The following is a 19,056-nucleotide window of genomic DNA, read 5'->3' on the forward strand; positions in this document are numbered from 1 at the left end:
TGCTCAGGCCTCCTTGGAGTTGTTGTCCGCCGTGCCGGCGTCGTTGCTGTTGACGTTTCCCGTGATCCCCGCGTCCTCGACCTGGGGGTTGTGGGAGCCCTCGGTGGCCTCACGAACCACGCGCCGCGTCTGCCATCCCGCGATGCCGCGGTCGGCGATCTCCCAAGCGAGTCTCTTGTAGGCGATGGCGCCTGAGGCGCGTGGATCCCAGAACACCACGGGCGAGCCGAAGGAGGGGGCCTCCGCCACTCGGATCGAGCGCGGGATCTTCGTGTCGAGTGTGGCGTCGGGGAAGTATGTCCGCACCTCCGCCTCCACGTCCCTGGCAAGGGTAGTGCGCCCATCGAACATGGTCAGGACGATCATGGAGACGGCGAGTGCGGGGTTGTGGATCTTCGCGATTCGCTCGATAGAACGGCTGAGCAGCGCCAGGCCCTCCAGGGCGTAGTACTCGGCCTGCATCGGGATGAGCACCTCATTGGCGGCCACGAAGGCATTGATCGTCATGATGCCCAGGCTCGGGGGGCAGTCGATGATGATGTAGTCCATTCGGGGCTGCCCGTCCTCATACCGGGAGCGCAGGTAGTCTTCAAGGGCGAGGCGAAGCTTGGATTCACGTGACGAGGTGTTGATGAGCTCGATCTCGACGGCGGCCACGTCAATCGTGGCGGGCAGGCAGTAGAGGGTCGGGGCGAAGCGCGTCTGGACAACGACGTCGTTGAACGGCATGCCATCCACGAGCACGTCGTAGATCGAAGCGTGCTCCTCATCGTGGGGCACGCCGAGGGCGGTGGAGGCATTGCCCTGGGAATCGGCGTCAATGAGCAGCACGTGAAGCCCCGCCTCCGCGAGGGCTGCGGCCACGTTGACGGCGGTCGAGGTCTTTCCCACCCCGCCCTTCTGGTTGGCCACCGCGATCACCCGGGTCTGCTCGGGTGGCTGAAACCCGCCCTCGGCCAACTCGCTCAGTGTCGAGTGATCAGCTCGGACCTGATCGAAGATGGATCCCGGCACGCTGCCCTCCTCCAACGACGGCGCACGGCACCTCAAGGGGCACCGTCTGTCCCGTCAGTCTACGGCAGGAGTACCGCGAGCCACTGGTGGGCGCGAGGCGAACTCAGCGACGTGGGCGCTGAACCTGGACGACTTTCGTCACGTCGTCGCCAGCAGTGACGACTTCATGGACGACAGCGGGCAGGAGCTTCGCCTTCTTAATGACGTACTTGGCGTCGCGGACCTCATCGTCCGCCTTGGCGCCCTTGAGGGCGAGGAGGCTCGCCCCGGGGCGGAGCATCGGCGCCGTGAGCCGGACGAGCTTGGAGAGATTGGCGACGGCGCGCGCGGTCACAGCGTCGTACTTCTCCTTCATCTCCTCGGCCCGGGCGCGGTGAATCGTCACGTTGTCGAGGCCGAGCTCCTCGACGACATCTGATAGCCAGACTACGCGGCGCTCCATAGTTTCAATAAGCGAAACTTCTAGATCTGGTCGGATGATCGCGATGATGATCCCCGGAAAACCCGCCCCGGATCCGACGTCGGCCACGGTCCCCCGGGAGGGTAGGAAGGGGCCGACAGCGGCAGAGTTGACGAGGTGGCGGGACCAGAGCCTGGGGAGCTCGCGAGGGCCCAGAAGGCCCCGCAACTCGCCCTCGGCGACCAGCATCTGGGCGAAGCGCTCCGCCGCCGGGAAGCCGAGTCCGAAGATCTCGCGCATCTCCTCGCTCGGCCGCTCAACCTCGGCGGACTGATCCTCCAGGGCGCTCCCGGCGTCCTCCTGATCCTGCCCCATCCTCAGTCCTGGGCCTGCTCGGCGCTCTCAGCGCTGTCGGCACTGTCAGCGCTGCCGGCGTCTTCGATGCCAGGCTCGTCATCCTCCTCGGGCAGCATGATGACGACGTGGCGGTGCGGCTCGGCGCCCTCGGACTCGGAGACCAGCCCTGCCGCGGCGACGACGTCGTGGCAGACCTTCCGCTCGAAGGGGTTCATCGGCGCCAAGGACACGGTCTCGCCCGAGGCGTGGACCCGGGCGACGGCCTCGGCGGCGATCTTGGTGAGCTCCTCGCGCCGGCCCGCGCGATAGCCGTTGATGTCGAGCATGAGGCGCGAGCGGTTACCGGTGCGCGCCTGAACGGCGAGCCTGGTGAGCTCCTGAACGGCCTCAAGGACCTCGCCGTCGCGGCCAACGAGGTCGGCGAGCTCGCGCTCATCGCCCTCCTCCGAGGCGACGATGGCGATCGAGGCGCGACCGTGATCGACGTCGATGTCGATGTCCCCGCCGAGGTCGGCGATGTCGAGGAGCTCCTCGAGGTAGTCGGCGCCGATCTCACCCTCCTCCTCCAGGCGCTTGACGGTGTTGGAAACGGCCGGGGCCGCTACCGCGTTGTCAGTGTTGTCCGTCACGATCTGTCCGTTCCTTTGCTTCTGAGGGTTCAATGCTGGGTGGGCCGAGGCCTCGCTCAGCGGTTCTTGCGCTGATTCTTCGCCTGGGCCTTGCGCTTGGCGGCCGCCTGCTGGCGGGCGCGGGCCTTGCGCTCGTAACGGCGCCGGGCGATCTCCTGCTCGGTGAGCCCGCCGTGCCTGGCCGAGCCCGACGTCGTCGAAGCCCGCGAGTCATCATCCGACGCGCCTTCGTCGGAGCCCTGCGCGGCATAGGCCTCCTCGACGGTGGCCGGCAGGGACCTCTTCTGGCGGTTCTTACGCACGGGCTGGACGCGCTGCCCCCCGGTCCTGCCGGCGGCCTCGGCCTCGGCGACGCGCTTGGCAGCCTCCTCCTCTTCAAGGGAGGGCAGGCCCTTGGCGGCCCGCTTGGCGTTCTGCTTGGCCCGGTAGTTGCGCTCCGCCTCCGACCCGGGCGCCGGCATCCGGTGGATCGTGTAGAACTGCTGGCCCATGGTCCACAGGTTGGAGACCAGCCAATAAATGAGCACGCCGATCTGGAAGTTGATGCCCGTGATCGCGAACACGATGGGCATCACCGTCGTCATGATCTTCTGGGTCCGCATCATCGGGTTGTCGTCCGTCTTGGACGAGTCCGGCATGTTCTTGATGCTGATCTGCGCCATCGTGTACCACTGGCTCACGGACATGGCGACGATGAGGATCACGGAGACGATCTGGACCGTCAGGTTGCCGTTGGCCTGCATAAAGGACGAGGACAGCGGCGCCCCGAGGAGGGTAGAGTTCTGCACCTGCTCGGCCAGGTCAGCGGTCAGGGGGCCGATCGATCCGCGGGAGTAGGAGCCATCGGCCACCTTCTGCAGGGACGCGAGCACCCGTAACAGGGCAAAGAAGATCGGCATCTGCACGATGATGGGCAGGCAGGAGGCCATGGGGTTGGTCCCGTGCTTGCGGTAGAGGGCCGTCATCTCCTCCTGGAGCCGCTGACGGGAGGCCGGGTCCTTCTTGCCTTTGTACTTCTCCTGGAGGGCCTTGAGCTCGGGCTGCATGAGTTGCATGCCCCGTTGGGCGCGGATCTGCCGCACGAACAGCGGCATCATGAGCAGGCGGACCACGATCGTCAGGCCGACAATCGACAGCACCCAGGCGATGCCCGCCCCGTCGGGCAGGCCGATGGCGACCAGGGCCTTGTGGATGTAGACCATGACCCAGGCGATAGCCACCTTGATCGGCCACAGTATCGTGTCCATCTGCACTCCTTGTATGCGTCTGGCGGGAGGGAACCGCCTGCCGGATAATCCGGCGCTTCCCGCTCAGCCCTTCTCGAGCTCGAAGCGGGGGATGTCGTGTGGGTAGTGGTAGCGCCATCGACCCCGGTCAGGCACATGGTCGACGCCGCCCCTGCTCCAGGGATTGCACCTCAGGACCCGCCAGGCCGCCAGCGCGAGGCCCTTGAGAGCGCCATGCGCGCCCAGCGCCTCGACGGCGTAGGACGAGCAAGTCGGGTAGTAGCGGCACCTGGCGGGGATCGCCGGGGAGATCCAGTGCTGATAGGCGTGCACGCAGGCCGCCATGGCCCGCGCCGGGGGTGAGGGACGGGCACCGGGTGAGTCGATCATCGACGTCGTCCCCTCCCCGCCAGGTCACGGCAGCGGGCCAGCGCGCGATCGAGATCGACGCCGAGCTCAGCGCTCGTGGCGCCGTCGGCCTCGGCGAGCCCTCGGATGACGATCCGCGAGCCGGGCTCGACCCCCCCGATCCGCGCCCGCATGAGGGCCCGGATGCGACGCTTGATGCGATTGCGGTGCGTGGCCCTGGCCACCTGCTTCTTCGGCACCACGACGCCGACGAGTCCGGGAGTGGTGTCCCCGGCCCCGCCGGCGCGGTAGTGAACGACGAGCCTGCGGCTCCCGCTGCGCGCACCGGACTTCACCGCGATCGAGAAATCATCCGATCGCAGCATCCGATGCGCGGCCGGGATCACCTCAGGCGGCGAGACGCGCGCGGCCCTTGCGGCGGCGCGAGGCGAGAACGGCGCGGCCAGCGCGGGTGCTCATGCGCTTGCGGAAACCGTGCACCTTGGCGCGACGGCGGTTGTTCGGCTGGAAGGTCCGCTTGCTCACGGGGATACTCCTGGTCGGAAACTGTGGAACAGCGCGACGCGGATCGCGGCGCTGTCGCTCGCGGTGGCTGCCCCAGGATGGGGGGCGTGACTCCACGCGAACGTCCGCACCACAATACGTTTCGGCGCTCTGACGGGTCAAACCCCGGTGGCGCTCGAGGGTGAGAAACGGGCCACGTCGGCGGAAGGCGCCCCCGCGCGCTAGGCTCGTCGTCCAGATACGTTCATCATCACTCAGGAGAACCACGTGCTCGAGGACGCGGTCACCAAGTGGCACTCGGCTCTTGAGGTCCTCGCGGCCTCGGGCGAGCTCGGCCAGGGCAAGGTGTCCATCATCCGCATGACCGGGGTCATCGACGTCGATGGCACCCTGGTCCTCGTCGCAGGCTCCTCATTCGCCAAGGACATCATCGACAAGTCCCGCGGCCCCATCGGCCGCGCCCTCATGACGGCCTGGGGCAGGGAGGTCCCCTTCGAGGTCATGATCGATACCTCCGGGGACTCCGTGCCCCCGCCCCCGCCGTCGGCCCCGAGCGCCGAGCAGAGTCTTCCCGGCAGCCCCTTCATGCCCCCAGTCCCGCCAGCGCCCATCACGCCATCGGCGGTCCACCCCACCGCCGTGGCCGACCCCGGATCGGCGCCGTCGACCCTCTCCCCGCCGTCGGCGCCGTCGGGCGCCCCCCTTCCCCAGCCGGCGCCGTCGGCCCTCGTGACGGGGCGCGCCGACTTCGCGATAGGCGGGCGCGGGCCCTCGACAGGGGGCACCGGGGCCAATCCCTTCGCGGCCACGGCGCCCACGAGCCCCGACGGCTCCACCCTCAACCCGCGCTACACCTTCGACACCTACGTCACCGGCTCCTCCAACCGCTTCGCGCATGCGGCGTCCATCGCCGTCGCCGAGGCCCCGGCCCGCGCCTACAACCCCCTGTTCATCTACGGGGGCTCCGGGTTGGGCAAGACCCACCTCCTCCACGCCATCGGCCACTACGCGCGCACGCTCGACCCCACGACGCGCATCAAGTACGTCAACTCCGAGGAGTTCACGGCCGACTTCATCGCCGCCGTGCGCGACAACCGCGACAACGGCAGCCTCGACTCCTTCAAGCGCCGCTACCGCGACGTCGACATCCTGCTCGTCGACGACATCCAGTTCCTAGCGGACAAGGAGCAGACCCTCGAGGAGTTCTTCCACACCTTCAACGCCCTCCACTCCGCGGGCAAGCAGGTGGTCCTCACCTCGGACCAGCCACCCAAGGCCATGAACAACCTCGACGAGCGCCTGCGCTCGCGCTTCGAGTGGGGCCTGCTCGCCGACGTCCAACCGCCGGACCTCGAGACCCGCATGGCGATCCTGTCGCTCAAGGCCCGGGCCGAGGGGCTCGACCTTCCCATGGACGTCCTGGAATACATCGCCTCCCGGGTGACCACCAACATCCGCGAGCTCGAGGGCGCGCTCATCCGGGTGACCGCCTTCGCCTCGCTCAACCAGCAGACGATCGACCAGACCCTGGCCGAGATGGTCCTGCGGGACATCATCTCCGACCCCGCCGGCGAGGAGATCACCACCTCCCTCATCATGGCGCAGACGGCGGACTACTTCGGCATCACCGTCGACGACCTGTGCAGCGCCAACCGCTCGCGCCTCATCGTCCACGCGCGTCACATCGCCATGTACCTGTGCCGCGAGTTGACCGATCTCTCCCTGCCCAAGATCGGCCGAGAGTTCGGCGGGCGCGACCACACCACCGTCATGAGCGCGGACAAGAAGATCCGCCAGCAGATGGCCGAGCGCCGCTCCACCTTCAACCAGGTCACCGAGATGACCAGCCGCATCAAGCAGGCGGCCCTGGAACAGGCCTGACACCCCCTCGCCGAGACCGGTCGAAAATAGGAGCGAGACCGGTCCTCTATCCACAGGCCCGCATGGGGACGAGGGCGCTGAGGCCGTTACCGCGCCCTCTGAACCGGTCTCGATCGTCATTTCGACCGGTCTCGGTTGTAGGGGCAGGGCATGAGATTGCCTTGATTTAGCGGGGATTGACACGACTGTGGGGCCCGTGTGACTCATGTGATCCATGGGATGGTTGATTGTGATCCACGCCTGTGGACAAGCCTGTGGACACCGCCGTCGACGCGGTGGACGCCGTTGCCCGGTCTGTGGCGCCCGCCGGGCCAAGTTGTGATTCGGACCCGGGCGCCACTGCGCCTCTCCACCCCTGCCATGCCCCGGGGCACCGAACCACTCCCTTGTAGTTCCACATCCGCATCAAGCCGTGGCCAGCGGGTAATGCCGTTTCCCACAGGATCCACACCTCCTACTACACCTACCAACCCACTACACGAGCCCGAATCACAAGCCCGGCCAACGAGGCGCTCCGCCTCCTAGCCCGGGCGCCCGGAGGATCGACCCCATCGCCGCGCTCGGCTCACGAGGCGCATCGAGCGCAAACCGTCTACACTCGCCGATGTTGTCTGTCCGCACTCTCCTCAGGGGGCCATAGTGAAGCTCAGGGTCGACCGCGATGTCCTCGCGGAGGCTGTCACCTGGACAGCCCGCTCCGTTCCCGCCCGCCCGCCCGTGCCCGTCCTGGCCGGCGTGCGACTGGAGGCCTCCGGATCGACGTTGGTCCTGGCCTCCTTCGACTACGAGGTCTCCGCCCACTGCGAGGTGCCGGCCGACATCGAGGCCGAGGGCGTTGTCCTCGTCTCCGGGCGCCTGCTCGCCGACATCGCCAAGGCCCTCCCCGCCAAGCCGGTCGACCTCGAGCTCGAGGGGACCAAGGTGATGGTCACCTGCGGCTCCTCGCGCTTCTCCCTGTCGGCCATGGCCGCCGACGACTACCCGGCGCTGCCCCCCATGCCCCAAGTGGCCGGCACGATCGACGCCCACGACCTCGCCCAGGCGGTCGCCCAGGTCTCCATCGCCGCCTCCCGCGACGAGACCCTGCCGCTGCTCACCTCCATCCAGGTCGACGTCCAGGGCGACGCCCTGACCCTCATGGCCACCGACCGCTACCGGCTCGCCGTGCGCGAGATGACCTGGACGCCGTCGGACTCCTCCTTGGAGACCACCGCCCTGCTCAAGGCGCGCACGCTGTCCGACGTGGCCAAGTCGCTCACCTCCTCCGGAGATGTCACCCTCGCCCTGTCCGACGGCGGCGGGACCTCCTCGGGCCTCATCGGCTTCGAGGCCGGCGGGCGCCGCACGACCTCCCTGCTCACCGACGGCGACTACCCCCCGGTGCTGCGCCTCTTCCCCGAGCAGACCCTCATCCACGCCACCGTCGGACGTGAGGAGCTCATGGCCGCGGTGCGGCGCGTCAGCCTCGTCGCCGAGCGCTCCACCCCGATCCACATGTCGTTCACCCAAGGGACCCTCGCTCTCGAGGCCGGTCAGAGTGATGACGCCCAGGCCTCTGAGAGCATCGTGGCGCACCTAGAGGGCGACGACATCGCGACGGCCTTCAACCCGGGATACCTCCTCGACGGCCTCGGCGCTATCTCCGACCCCTATGTGCGCCTTGACTTCACGCACGCCTCCAAGCCCGCGGTCCTGACCGGCATGAGCGCGATCGGCGGCGAGGAGGACTCCTCCTTCCGTTACCTCATCATGCCGATTCGCTTCGGCGCCTGACCCGGCGCGAGGCCCCGACAACGTTCTCGCGCCATCCTCGCGCGCCGCTCGTGTACGTCTCCGACCTGGCACTCGACGACTTCAGGTCCTATCGGCACCTCGTGGTGGGCCTGGAGCCGGGCATCAGCGCGTTCATCGGCCCCAATGGGCAGGGCAAAACCAACCTCGTCGAGGCGATCGCCTACCTGTCCACGCTGAGCAGCCACCGTGTGGGCGCTGATCGGGCCCTCGTGCGGCGCGCCGACGACGGCGAGCAGCCCGGCGGAGCCGTCGTGCGGGCCAAGGTGGTTCACGGCGAGCGCCCCAGCGTCATCGAGATCGAGATCATCGCGGGCAGGGCTAACCGCGCCCGCCTCAATCGCGGCGCCTGCCGTCCGCGGGACCTCACCGGGATCCTGCGCACCGTCGTCTTCGCGCCAGAGGACCTCGCCCTCGTGCGCGACGAGCCTGGGGTGCGGCGCCGCTTCCTCGACGACCTCGCCGTCATGCTGCGCCCCGCTCTCGCCGGGACGCGCCTCGAGCACGACAAGATCCTCGCCCAGCGCGCGAGCCTCCTGCGCTCGGCGCGCGCCCACCGGGGCCGGGGCTCCTCCTCCATGGAATCGATGATGTCCACCCTGGAGGTCTGGGACGCCCAGCTCGCCGCCGCGGCCTCGCGGCTCATCGCCGCGCGAATCGAAGTCGTCAGGCGCCTGCGCCCCTGGGTCGAGTCCTGCTACGAGGCCGTCTCGGGCAATCAGTCCGAGGCGCGCCTCGCCTACCGCTCCAGCCTCCTGGCTCATGAGGGCGCCATTGAGCCCGAGCCCGGAACGGGGTGGGATGCGGTGGCCACCGCCGAGAGCGGACTCGCCGACGCCCAGGCGGTGGCCGCCCGCCTGGAGGCGGCGATGGGCGGGCTCCACGAGCGTGAGATCGAGCGCGGCGCCAACCTCGTGGGCGCCCACCGCGATGACCTCTCCCTCTTCCTGGGATCCCTGCCAGCCAAGGGCTTCGCCTCCCACGGCGAGCAGTGGTCGCTGGCGCTGGCACTGCGCCTGGCCTCCTACGAGATGCTCCGGCACGACGTCGATGCCTACGGGGGCGACGGCGAGCCGGTCCTCATCCTCGATGATGTGTTCGCCTCACTCGATGACAGGCGCCGTCAGGCGTTGGCTTCCATGGTGGTCGGCGCTCAGCAGGTGCTGGTCACGGCCGCTGTCGACGCCGACGTGCCGGATGGCCTGGCCGGAGCGCGCTTCCGGGTGGCCGGATCGGAGGTGACCCGTGACTGAGGACCAGCCGGGGGCTGAGGGCGCGGGCGTCGACCACCCCTGCGATCGTGAGGCGGGCGCCGCCGGGGACGGCGCGAGCCTCGCCTCGCGAGCACTGTCCCGCGTGCGGGCCTCCGCGTTCGAGCGCGGCCACATGCGAGGGCCCGCGCGTTCCAGCGGGCGCCCGGGGGCGGATGACCCCGCGCCCTGGGACGCTCCCCGGCGTCGCGTCGGCGTCAACGGCGAGGGGGGCGGCGATCCCGAGAGTGAGGACTGGACGGATCGCGCGCCCGGGCTTGCCACTGATCGCGGCCGCCCCGGCCCCAGCCGTTTCGACCCGAGGACCGCGAAGAAGGACCTCGCCCGCATGGTCGACCGCAAGGGATGGGCGGGGATGCTCGCAGTGGCCGGCGTCGCCGCCCGCTGGGAGGAGATCGTGGGCAGGTCTGTCGCCGAGCACTCGCGCGTGGAGTCCTTTGAGCCCGGGCGGATCACCATCCGGGCGTCCTCCTCCAGTTGGGCGCAGCAGTTGCGGCTCATGATGCCCACCATCTTGCGGCGCATCAGCGAGGAGGTCGGGGGCGCCGGGGTCGATGTCCATGTGCTGGGCCCGGCCGGGCCCAGCTGGCGCCATGGACGCTTCCCCGTGCGCGGCGGGCGCGGCCCCCGCGACACCTACGGCTGAGGCGCGGCGCCGTGGTCGGAGCGCGGGGAACGGAGGTGACGCCCGGCACGCTCCGCCAGGCCCTTCGAGGTCGGGCTCCCGGAAGGTTTCGCGATAGGATCGCCTCGGACAAGCCCATGGCGCGTCGAAGGCATTGAAGGCGCTGACGCGTACCCCTCCCCATGGAAGGGTCCTGCCTCCCAGGAGCGCCCTGTGAGAGTGGAACGCCGACGACCGTCCCGGGCGACGCGGCGGGGACACCGCCCCGCACCGCCCGGCCCGCCCGCACCGCGGGCGCGAGAACTGAGGAGCAGCAAGCACGTGCCCGACCAGGACGCCTCTGAGAACCCCGTGCCCGAATTCACCTCCGCCGACGTGGCATCTCCCCAGGTGGAGGCCCATCCGGTGACGCCCGCCTCGCCCGCGGCCGCGGGCTCCGCGGACTACGGTGCCTCCGACATCACTGTCCTGGAGGGGCTGGAGGCCGTGCGCAAACGCCCGGGCATGTACATCGGCTCCACCGGTGAGCGGGGCCTGCACCACCTCGTCTACGAGGTCGTCGACAACTCCGTCGACGAGGCCCTCGCCGGCTACTGCGATCACATCCAGGTCACGATCCTCGCCGACGGCGGGGTGCGCGTCGTCGACAACGGCCGCGGCATCCCCGTGGACATCCACCCCACCGAGGGCAAGCCCACCGTCGAGGTCGTCATGACGATCCTGCACGCCGGCGGCAAGTTCGGCGGCGGCGGCTACGCCGTCTCCGGCGGCCTGCACGGCGTGGGCATCTCCGTGGTCAACGCCCTGTCCACCCGCGTGGACACCGAGATCCGCCGCCAGGGACACGTGTGGCGCATGTCCTTCGCCGACGGCGGCCGGCCCATCACCGAGCTCGTCCGGGGTGAGGAGACCGAGGCCACCGGCACCACCCAGACCTTCTACCCCGACCCGCGGATCTTCGAGACGGTCGACTTCGACTACGAGACGCTGCGCCGCCGCTTCCAGCAGATGGCCTTCCTCAACAAGGGACTGCGGATCACCCTGACCGATGAGCGCCCCAGCGCCGTCGAGGAGGGCGATGAGATCGCCGGAGACGAGGGCGGGCCGGGAGCCGAGGCGCCGGTGCCGGCCAAGGGGCACCGCTCCGACACCTTCCGCTACGAGCACGGGCTGCGCGACTACGTCGCCTTCCTCAACAAGTCCAAGAAGGCCGAGCTCATCCACCCCGAGATCATCGACTTCGAGGCCGAGACCGCCCTGGAGGGCAGCCGCTCCATCAGCCTCGAGATCGCCATGCAGTGGACCAGCGCCTACTCCGAGTCCGTCCACACCTATGCCAACACCATCAACACCACCGAGGGAGGCAGCCACGAGGAGGGCTTCCGCACCGCGCTGACCACCCTGGTCAACAAGTACGCCCGCGACAAGGGCCTGCTCAAGGACAAGGACGACAACCTCACTGGTGACGATATCCGTGAGGGCCTGACCGCGGTCATCTCGGTCAAGCTCTCCGAGCCGCAGTTCGAGGGCCAGACCAAGACCAAGCTCGGAAACACCGAGGCCCGCACCTTCGTCCAGCAGACCGTCTACTCCCAACTCGGCGACTGGCTCGACTCCCACCCCGCGGACGCCAAGTCCGTCATCTCTAAGGCCTCGCAGGCCGCCGCCGCTCGCCTGGCCGCCCGCAAGGCCCGCGAGGCCACGCGCCGCAAGGGCGTCCTGGAGTCCGCCTCCATGCCCGGCAAGTTGCGCGACTGCTCCTCGCGCGACGCCTCCGTGTGCGAGATCTTCATCGTCGAGGGGGACTCCGCGGGAGGCTCCGCCGTCGGCGGGCGCGACCCCGAGCACCAGGCCATCATGCCGATCCGCGGCAAGATCCTGAACGTGGAGAAGGCCCGCCTGGACCGCGCCCTGTCATCCGACACGATCCGCAGCCTCATCACGGCCTTCGGCACCGGCATCGGCGAGGACTTCGACCTGACCAAGCTGCGCTACGGCAAGATCGTCATCATGGCCGACGCCGATGTCGACGGTCAGCACATCGCCACCCTCCTGCTCACGCTCCTGTTCCGCTACATGCGCCCCCTCATCGAGCACGGGCACACCTACATCGCGATGCCGCCCCTGTACCGCCTCAAGTGGTCCAACGCGGACCACGAGTTCGCCTACTCCGACGCCGAGCGCGACAAGCTCCTCGTCGCGGGCGCTGACGCCGGTCGCCGCCTGCCCAAGGAGGGCGGCATCCAGCGCTACAAGGGACTGGGCGAGATGAACGACCACGAGCTGTGGGAGACCACCATGGACCCCTCCTCCCGCATCCTCAAGCAGGTCACTCTCGATGAGGCCGCGAACGCCGATGAGACCTTCGCGATCCTCATGGGCGACGACGTCGAGCAGCGCCGCTCCTTCATCCAGCGCAACGCGACCGACGTCCGCTTCCTCGACATCTGACCCACCGGCCGCCGTCGGCCCCACGCCACCGCCTGGCAAGGCACTCAAGGCACTGAAGGACACTGAAGGATCCACGTGAGCGACGAGACCACCACCCCCACCGGCACCCAGGAGCACGACCGCATCCAGCCGGTTGACCTCCAGATGGAGATGCAGCGCTCCTACCTGGACTACGCGATGAGCGTCATCGTCGGGCGCGCCCTGCCGGACGTGCGCGACGGCCTCAAGCCCGTCCACCGCCGAGTCCTGTACGCCATGTACGACGGCGGGTACCGCCCCAATTCCTCCTTCTCCAAGTCCTCCCGCGTGGTGGGCGAGGTCATGGGCAACTATCACCCCCACGGTGACGCCGCCATCTACGACGCCCTCGCGCGCCTCGTGCAGTGGTGGTCCCTGCGCTACCCGCTGGTGGCCGGGCAGGGCAACTTCGGCACTCCCGGCAACCTGGGGCCGGCCGCCCCCAGGTACACCGAGTGCAAGATGGCCCCGCTGGCCATGGAGATGGTCCGGGACATCGACGAGGAGAGCGTCGACTTCCAGGACAACTACGACGGCAGGAACCAGGAGCCGACGATCCTGCCGGCCCGCTTCCCCAACCTGCTCGTCAACGGCTCCGAGGGCATCGCGGTGGGCATGGCCACCCGCATCCCCCCGCACAACCTGCGCGAGGTCGCCCGCGGCGTCCAGTGGTTCCTCGACCACCCCGACGCCACCCGCGAGGAGCTTCTTGAGGCTCTCCTCGAGATCATCCCCGGCCCCGACTTCCCCACCGGCGCCACCATCCTGGGCCGGCGCGGCATCGAGGACGCCTACCGCACCGGGCGAGGCTCCATCACCCAGCGGGCCGTCGTCAACGTCGAGGAGATCCAGGGCCGCCAGTGCCTCGTCGTCACCGAGCTGCCCTACCAGGTCAACCCGGACAACCTCGCCGACAAGATCGCCCAACTCGTGCGCGACGGGCAGGTGGGCGGCATCGCCGACATCCGCGACGAGACGTCCGGCCGCACGGGCCAACGGCTCGTCATCGTCCTCAAGCGCGACGCCGTCGCCAAGGTGGTCCTCAACAACCTCTACAAGCGCACCCCGCTGCAGGACAACTTCCCCGCCAACATGCTCGCCCTGGTGGACGGGGTGCCCCGCACGCTCAGCATCGACGGCTTCGTACGCCACTGGGTGGACCACCAGATCGACGTCATCGTGCGCCGCTCCCGCTACCGCCTGCGCAAGGCCGAGGAGCGCCTGCACATCTTGGAGGGCCTGCTCAAGGCCATCGACGCCCTCGACGCCGTCATCGCCCTCATCCGGCGCTCGCCGACCACTGAGGAGGCCCGCACCGGCCTCATGGGGCTGCTCGGTGTCGACGAGGCCCAGGCCGAGGCGATCCTGTCCCTCCAGTTGCGCCGCCTAGCCGCCCTGGAGCGCCTCAAGATCCAGACCGAGGCCGAGGAGCTCAAGGCCAAGGTCGCCGACCTTCGCGACATCATCGCCTCCCCGCAGCGTCAGCGCGACATCGTTTCCACCGAGCTCGCCGAGATCGTCGACAAGTTCGGCGATGAGCGCCGCACGAGGATCGTCCCCTTCGACGGCGAGATGAGCATGGAGGACCTCATCCCCGAGGAGGACGTCGTCGTCACCATCACCCGCTCCGGCTACGCCAAGCGCACCCGCACCGACGCCTACCGCTCCCAGCACCGCGGCGGCAAGGGCGTGCGCGGCGCCACCCTGCGCGAGGACGACATCGTCCAGCACTTCGGGGTGACCACCACGCACCGCTGGCTGCTGTTCTTCACCAACCTCGGCCGGGTCTACCGCGCCAAGGCCTACGAGCTGCCCGAGGGCGGCCGCGACTCCAAGGGCCAGCATGTGGCCAACCTGCTCGCCTTCCAGCCCGGCGAGGAGATCGCCCAGGTCATGGATCTCGGCGCCTACGACCAGGCCGACTACCTCGTGCTGGCCACGCGTCGCGGCCTGGTGAAGAAGACCCGCCTGAGCGAGTACGACTCCAACCGCTCGGGCGGCATCATCGCCATTAACCTGCGCGATGACGAGGATGGCAACCCCGATGAGCTTATCTCCGCCTCGCTCCTGTCGGCCGGCCAGGACCTGCTGCTCGTCTCCCGCCACGGCCAGTCCCTGCGCTTCCACGCCGATGACGCCACCCTGCGCCCCACAGGGCGAGCCACGAGCGGCGTGACCGGGATGCGCTTCCGGGGGGAGGACTCCCTGCTCGCCATGGGAGTCATCGACCCCTCCTGGGACAACGCCGACCTGTTCGTCGTCACCGAGGGCGGCTTCGCCAAGCGCACCAACGTGCGCGACTACCCGGTCAAGGGACGCGGCGGCCTGGGCGTCAAGGTCGCCAATCTCGTCGAGGAGCGGGGCGATCTCGTGGGCGCGCTCGTGACCGCCCCCGGTGATGAGGTGATGTGCATCATGGCGTCTGGCAAGGTGGTTCGCTCCGCCATCGCCGAGGTGTCCGTGACCGGCCGCGCCACACAGGGTGTGACCTTCGCGAAGCCCGACGACGGCGACCGCATCATCGCGGTGGCCCGGAACGCCGAGCGCGACCTCGATGCTGATGACTCTGCACAGGTCCCCGCCGACACGGTAGCGTTGAGCGAGGACGAGAGTGAGGACCAATGAGCCAGCCCGACGCCGCCCAGCCCATGAACGCATCCATCGCGACGAACCCGCCCGCGGTCGGCGCGGCCAACCCCGGTAAGGGCGGCAAGCAGTCCGCGCTGGGTAGCCCGCGCCGCGTGCGGCTCGTGGTCAACCGAATCGACCCCTGGTCCGTCCTCAAGGTGTCACTGCTGCTCAACGTGGCGATCGGCATCATGATGGTGGTCGGCGCGGCCGTCGTGTGGTTCATGCTCGACTCGCTGCACGTGTTCTCCCAGATCCAGGACCTCGTGAGCTCGGTGGTGGAGACCAACTCCAACGCCTTCACCGGCGTCGTGGAGTACATGAAGTTCTCGCGGGCCATCTCGCTGTCCACGATCATCGCGGTCGTCAATCTCATCCTGAGCACCGCCTTGTGCACGCTCGCGGCCCTCTTGTACAACATCATCGCCTCTCTCGTGGGCGGGATTCATCTCACACTGGCGGATGACTGATCGATTTGGTTGTCCCAGACCCGATGGGATAATCTCATCCGGTCTCAAGGGCCTATAGCTCAGTTGGTTAGAGCGCATCCCTGATAAGGATGAGGTCGCTGGTTCGAGTCCAGCTAGGCCCACGGCACCGCAGCGCGACGGCGAGGAGGCTCCACATGAGGAACCGGACAGCCCTGAACGCTGCGGTTTTCTCGTGCGTGGGCGCGATCGCGTACGCGGCCTGGCTCACGTATGAGGCCGCTCGCAAGGAGCGGGCCGCCTGGGCCGAGGTCACGGACCCGGTCGAGGAGATCTGACCCTCCCGCCGAGGGGCCATGGCGCAATTGGTAGCGCACCTGCTTTGCAAGCAGGGGGTTACGGGTTCGAGTCCCGTTGGCTCCACTCCTGCCTCCCGCGATGGCGCGGCGCGCGCATCCACAGTGCTCCTCGACGGCGTGAGCGGGTCCCGAGAGCCTCGGGGCGCCCCAGCGCCTCAGGATGGCCTGGGAAGGGGACGGCCGGCGATCGTCTCCACCAGCTCGAAGGCCTCCTCAAGAGTCGTCTCGATCCCCAGATAGGTGAGGCGGTACAGGACCGTGCCGATCACCATGTCGATGCTGAGAACCGCCTCAGGGCCGTCCCACTGCCCCGCCTTGATCGCGCGGGAGACGGCATCGATCGCCCCGTCCCGCAGGGGCGCGATCACCCGCTGCCGATAAGACGCGGCAGCCTCGGGGCGCCCCAGCAACTCGTGGGCGATCTGGATGACGGCCGGCCCGAGGGGCGGTGTCGCCAGGATCGTGTGCGCCCGCTGAACATGCGTGGCGAGATCCGCCAGGGGCTCCTCCGTCGCGGGTAGGCGCCGTGGCCCGAGCGCCGCGTCCACCGCGTCGACCGCGAGTTCCAGGAGGGTCCCCCACCGCCGGTAGATCGTCGACTTGGGGACGCCCGCCGCGGTCGCCAGGGCATCGGCCCGCAGCGCGCCGAGCCCGCCCGAGGCCATGAGGCGCGCGGCCGCGGTGAGAATTCGCCCGTCGATCCGCGGATCGCGCGGGCGCCCACCGCCTCGTGGCGCGCTCGACTCCATGGCGACCTCCTCCCATCCCGCGTGGAGCGCCGTGCCGGCCCCGCAGCGGATTCTTCCAAATGCGCCCGAACAGCGCTATCCTAGTTACGCAACTAATAGTCGTGAAATCGGGAGGAGCCATGGACCGCGTCGACCTAGCCACCGCCGGCCTGTTCTTCTCATGGGCTGCCCACGACCTCGAGGAGTACGTGACGATGCCCTCGGCCTCACGCGAGCTGGCGGAGCGCATCCCCTGGCTCCCCGAGGAGCTGCGCCGCGATGGCGTATCGCGTGAGCATGTCAGGGTGGCGATGGGCATCATGGCGGTGCTCTTCGCCGTCGGGTCCATCCAGGGGCAGCGCAGCCGCGGCCAATCCTGGCTCTATCAGGCGCTCCTGCACGGCTACGGGCTGCACGGCTTCAGCCATCTGGGATCCGCGGCTCTGGCCCGGGGCTACACCTGCGGCTGTGCGACGGCCCTGCCCATCGTCCTGTCGTCCTGGTTCTGGGCGCGGCGCGTGCTGCGCGAGGAGGGAATCGAGGTTCGCCCCAACTGGTGGGTCATCCCAGCCTTCCCCATCGTTACTGGCATCGCCCACGGCGCCGCCCACCTCGTGACGAGGGGGCGCCAGGGCGGATCTAGTGGCTCCTGAGCGCTGACGGAACTGGGCGCGCGACCACCCCGCCATCACAGCCGGGCGCGCTTGCCCACAGGTTGCGAAGATGCTCGGCCACTAGCCCTGTGGATGCCTGTGGACAGTTGAGGGACTGTAATTCCAGGCTTTCCCCATCTGGGGACAGCGCTGTGGAAAACCACAGCGCTGTTCTTCCACATGGTTATCCCCAACTGTGGATGAACCACACCGATGTGATTCGTTGGCGAGAAGTCCCTCAGAGGCTCGCGAGGCGCAGCGCCACGAGGCCCACCAGCGCCAGCGCCACGGCGGCGGTGCCAGCCGCTGAGAGCGCTCCCCGGCGCTCGCGAGGCGCCCAGGCGTAGACCGCGGCGACGACGCCCCCGGTGATGAGACCCCCCAGGTGCCCCTGCCAGGAAATCCCGGCAGCGGTGAAGGAGAAGACCAGGTTGAGCACGAGGATCCCCACGATGCCCGTGGTGTCCCGCCCGAAGCGCCGCTGGATGACGAACATCGCGGCGAACAGGCCGAAGACCGCGCCGGAGGCACCCACCGTCCCGGTGAACCAGTCCCGCGATCCCGGTGCGGACAGCCAGTACACGGCTGTTGACCCGCCCAGGGCGCTCAGCGCCATGAGCGCGCTGTAGCGCCAGCGGCCGAGCAGGGGTTCCAGGGCCTCGCCCAGTACCCACAGGGCCCACATGTTGAAGGCCAGGTGCATGATCGAGCCGTGCAGGAGCGCGCTGGTCAGCAGGCGCCACGGCTCAGCGCTCACAAAGACCGGCACGAGAGCGAGCTCCCTGATGACGTTCAGCCCCATCGCCGTCGAAGCGGGGAGCTTCTGGGCGATGAAGATGACGACGCACACGGCGATGAGCGCCTTGGTGATGAGCGTGGAGCCGTCGGAGAGCCGGCCGCCGAGGGCCGTCGTCGGGGCCCGGCGCCCGGCGCTGGCGCGAGCGGTGCAGTCCACGCAGTGCACGCCGACAGCGCTGGGCACCTGGCAGGCCGGGCACACCGGGTGGCCGCAGCGCTGGCAGCGCACGTAGGCCACCCGATCGGGGTGGCGCGGGCAGACCGGCGCGCCTGGGGTACCCGGGCCGCCCACCGCCGTCACTGGACGACGCTCACCGAGGTGATGGTGACCTCCTTGAGAGGACGGTCCGTGCGATCCGTCGGCGTCGCCGAGATCGCATCCACGACAGCCTTCGACTCGTCGTCGGCGACGGCTCCGAAGATCGTGTGCTTGCCGTGCAGCCAGGCCGTGGGCGCGGTGGTGATGAAGAACTGCGAGCCGTTGGTGCCCTTGCCCATGTGACGGCCGGCGTTGGCCATGGCCAGGACGTAGGGGGCGTCGAAGGTGAGGCTCGGGTCGATCTCGTCGTCGAAGGTGTAGCCGGGGCCACCGCGGCCGGTGCCCAGCGGGTCCCCGCCCTGGATCATGAAGTTCGGGATGACCCGGTGGAAGACGACGTCCTTGTACAGGGGCGCGTTGGTCTCCTCACCAGTGCGCGGATCTGTCCAGGTCCGCGACCCGGTGGCGAGCCCGACGAAGTTCTCAACGGTCACGGGCGCCTGCTCCGGGAAGAGGGTCAGGCGGATGTCTCCGAGGGTGGTGTGAAGAGTCGCTTCCATGCACCCATGGTCCCATGGGCGGGCGGGCGGGAGCCTCTTCGCCCAAGGGTGGCGGAGCGTGTTCACCCCAGGCAAAACGCCGCCATCAAGAGCCCCCGCCCGGGCGG

The 19,056-nt window shown here is 69.0% G+C and carries 19 protein-coding genes and 2 tRNA genes; 11 read left to right on the forward strand and 10 right to left on the reverse strand.

Annotation, left to right across the window (positions count from 1 at the left end):
• Positions 1 to 3: 3 nt before the first annotated feature.
• From GVV76_RS01010 to rpmH, 7 genes are all read right to left on the reverse strand, one after another.
• On the reverse strand, positions 4 to 1,014 hold the full coding sequence (locus GVV76_RS01010) for a ParA family protein (protein ID WP_159624285.1): 1,011 nt from the start codon (positions 1,012 to 1,014) through the stop codon (positions 4 to 6).
• A 103-nt stretch (positions 1,015 to 1,117) separates the two neighbouring features.
• Positions 1,118 to 1,789, reverse strand: coding sequence for a 16S rRNA (guanine(527)-N(7))-methyltransferase RsmG (gene rsmG / locus GVV76_RS01015; protein ID WP_159624287.1), 672 nt, complete (start codon positions 1,787 to 1,789; stop codon positions 1,118 to 1,120).
• Between the two features lie 2 nt (positions 1,790 to 1,791).
• The gene (locus GVV76_RS01020) at positions 1,792 to 2,400 is read right to left on the reverse strand and encodes a Jag family protein (protein WP_159624289.1); all 609 of its coding nucleotides are present in this window, start codon (positions 2,398 to 2,400) and stop codon (positions 1,792 to 1,794) included.
• Positions 2,401 to 2,456: 56 nt separating this feature from the next.
• Complete coding sequence (gene yidC / locus GVV76_RS01025; protein ID WP_159624291.1) at positions 2,457 to 3,647, reverse strand: membrane protein insertase YidC; 1,191 nt, start codon at positions 3,645 to 3,647, stop codon at positions 2,457 to 2,459.
• Between the two features lie 63 nt (positions 3,648 to 3,710).
• The gene (gene yidD, locus GVV76_RS01030) at positions 3,711 to 4,016 is read right to left on the reverse strand and encodes a membrane protein insertion efficiency factor YidD (protein WP_159624293.1); all 306 of its coding nucleotides are present in this window, start codon (positions 4,014 to 4,016) and stop codon (positions 3,711 to 3,713) included.
• Complete coding sequence (gene rnpA / locus GVV76_RS01035; protein WP_268891760.1) at positions 4,013 to 4,378, reverse strand: ribonuclease P protein component; 366 nt, start codon at positions 4,376 to 4,378, stop codon at positions 4,013 to 4,015. The genes yidD and rnpA overlap by 4 nt, the downstream gene beginning before the upstream one ends.
• A 4-nt stretch (positions 4,379 to 4,382) precedes the next feature.
• Positions 4,383 to 4,520 (reverse strand): 50S ribosomal protein L34, encoded by a 138-nt coding sequence (rpmH, locus tag GVV76_RS01040; RefSeq protein WP_017177846.1) that lies wholly within the window; start codon positions 4,518 to 4,520, stop codon positions 4,383 to 4,385.
• Positions 4,521 to 4,766: 246 nt separating this feature from the next.
• Between rpmH and dnaA the strand changes: the two genes are divergently transcribed.
• The 10 genes from dnaA (at position 4,767) to GVV76_RS01085 (ending at position 16,015) form a co-directional block, all read left to right on the forward strand.
• A complete protein-coding gene (gene dnaA, locus GVV76_RS01045; RefSeq protein WP_159624297.1) occupies positions 4,767 to 6,380 on the forward strand; it encodes a chromosomal replication initiator protein DnaA in 1,614 nt (537 codons plus the stop codon).
• 639 nt (positions 6,381 to 7,019) lie between these two features.
• On the forward strand, positions 7,020 to 8,153 hold the full coding sequence (dnaN, locus tag GVV76_RS01050; protein WP_159624299.1) for a DNA polymerase III subunit beta: 1,134 nt from the start codon (positions 7,020 to 7,022) through the stop codon (positions 8,151 to 8,153).
• Between the two features lie 50 nt (positions 8,154 to 8,203).
• Positions 8,204 to 9,424 (forward strand): DNA replication/repair protein RecF, encoded by a 1,221-nt coding sequence (recF, locus tag GVV76_RS01055; RefSeq protein WP_159624301.1) that lies wholly within the window; start codon positions 8,204 to 8,206, stop codon positions 9,422 to 9,424.
• Positions 9,417 to 10,088 carry a DUF721 domain-containing protein gene (locus GVV76_RS01060; protein WP_235925233.1) on the forward strand — a complete coding sequence of 224 codons (672 nt, stop codon included), beginning with the start codon at positions 9,417 to 9,419 and terminating at the stop codon, positions 10,086 to 10,088. Before recF ends, GVV76_RS01060 begins: the two co-directional genes overlap by 8 nt.
• A 384-nt stretch (positions 10,089 to 10,472) precedes the next feature.
• Positions 10,473 to 12,518: a DNA topoisomerase (ATP-hydrolyzing) subunit B gene (gene gyrB, locus GVV76_RS01065; RefSeq protein ID WP_159624675.1), complete on the forward strand. Its 2,046-nt coding sequence runs from the start codon at positions 10,473 to 10,475 to the stop codon at positions 12,516 to 12,518.
• A gap of 75 nt (positions 12,519 to 12,593) precedes the next feature.
• Complete coding sequence (gene gyrA, locus GVV76_RS01070) at positions 12,594 to 15,161, forward strand: DNA gyrase subunit A (RefSeq protein WP_159624303.1); 2,568 nt, start codon at positions 12,594 to 12,596, stop codon at positions 15,159 to 15,161.
• Entirely contained in the window at positions 15,158 to 15,634 is a 477-nt protein-coding gene (locus GVV76_RS01075) for a DUF3566 domain-containing protein (protein ID WP_159624305.1), read from the forward strand. Before gyrA ends, GVV76_RS01075 begins: the two co-directional genes overlap by 4 nt.
• Before the next feature lie 48 nt (positions 15,635 to 15,682).
• Positions 15,683 to 15,756, forward strand: a tRNA-Ile gene (locus GVV76_RS01080).
• A gap of 33 nt (positions 15,757 to 15,789) precedes the next feature.
• Positions 15,790 to 15,930, forward strand: a complete 141-nt coding sequence (locus GVV76_RS10170; protein WP_175993947.1) for a DLW-39 family protein — start codon at positions 15,790 to 15,792, stop codon at positions 15,928 to 15,930.
• Positions 15,931 to 15,942: 12 nt separating this feature from the next.
• Positions 15,943 to 16,015: transfer RNA gene (locus tag GVV76_RS01085), tRNA-Ala, on the forward strand.
• Between the two features lie 91 nt (positions 16,016 to 16,106).
• On the opposite strand, the gene GVV76_RS01090 is transcribed toward GVV76_RS01085, so the two are convergent.
• Positions 16,107 to 16,700: a TetR/AcrR family transcriptional regulator gene (locus GVV76_RS01090; RefSeq protein WP_159624307.1), complete on the reverse strand. Its 594-nt coding sequence runs from the start codon at positions 16,698 to 16,700 to the stop codon at positions 16,107 to 16,109.
• Between the two features lie 119 nt (positions 16,701 to 16,819).
• On the opposite strand from GVV76_RS01090, the gene GVV76_RS01095 reads away from it, so the two are divergent.
• Positions 16,820 to 17,332: an HXXEE domain-containing protein gene (locus GVV76_RS01095; protein ID WP_159624309.1), complete on the forward strand. Its 513-nt coding sequence runs from the start codon at positions 16,820 to 16,822 to the stop codon at positions 17,330 to 17,332.
• Between the two features lie 238 nt (positions 17,333 to 17,570).
• Here GVV76_RS01095 and GVV76_RS01100 read toward each other — a convergent pair whose 3' ends face one another.
• Both GVV76_RS01100 and GVV76_RS01105 read right to left on the reverse strand, forming a co-directional pair.
• Positions 17,571 to 18,368 carry a rhomboid family intramembrane serine protease gene (locus GVV76_RS01100; protein ID WP_159624311.1) on the reverse strand — a complete coding sequence of 266 codons (798 nt, stop codon included), beginning with the start codon at positions 18,366 to 18,368 and terminating at the stop codon, positions 17,571 to 17,573.
• A gap of 59 nt (positions 18,369 to 18,427) precedes the next feature.
• Entirely contained in the window at positions 18,428 to 18,949 is a 522-nt protein-coding gene (locus GVV76_RS01105) for a peptidylprolyl isomerase (protein WP_159624313.1), read from the reverse strand.
• Positions 18,950 to 19,056: the final 107 nt, after the last annotated feature.

The sequence above is a fragment of the Actinomyces sp. zg296 genome, assembly GCF_009829695.1.
Taxonomy (GTDB): domain Bacteria; phylum Actinomycetota; class Actinomycetes; order Actinomycetales; family Actinomycetaceae; genus Actinomyces; species Actinomyces marmotae.

What these genes read in the sequence shown, in the direction of transcription:
- yidC (WP_159624291.1), bottom strand. Translation starts at nt 3,647, where the DNA reads ATGGACACGATACTGTGGCCGATCAAGGTGGCTATCGCCTGGGTCATG.
- GVV76_RS10170 (WP_175993947.1), top strand. Translation starts at nt 15,790, where the DNA reads ATGAGGAACCGGACAGCCCTGAACGCTGCGGTTTTCTCGTGCGTGGGC.
- GVV76_RS01105 (WP_159624313.1), bottom strand. Translation starts at nt 18,949, where the DNA reads ATGGAAGCGACTCTTCACACCACCCTCGGAGACATCCGCCTGACCCTC.
- GVV76_RS01090 (WP_159624307.1), bottom strand. Translation starts at nt 16,700, where the DNA reads ATGGAGTCGAGCGCGCCACGAGGCGGTGGGCGCCCGCGCGATCCGCGG.
- GVV76_RS01095 (WP_159624309.1), top strand. Translation starts at nt 16,820, where the DNA reads ATGGACCGCGTCGACCTAGCCACCGCCGGCCTGTTCTTCTCATGGGCT.
- rsmG (WP_159624287.1), bottom strand. Translation starts at nt 1,789, where the DNA reads ATGGGGCAGGATCAGGAGGACGCCGGGAGCGCCCTGGAGGATCAGTCC.
- yidD (WP_159624293.1), bottom strand. Translation starts at nt 4,016, where the DNA reads ATGATCGACTCACCCGGTGCCCGTCCCTCACCCCCGGCGCGGGCCATG.
- GVV76_RS01075 (WP_159624305.1), top strand. Translation starts at nt 15,158, where the DNA reads ATGAGCCAGCCCGACGCCGCCCAGCCCATGAACGCATCCATCGCGACG.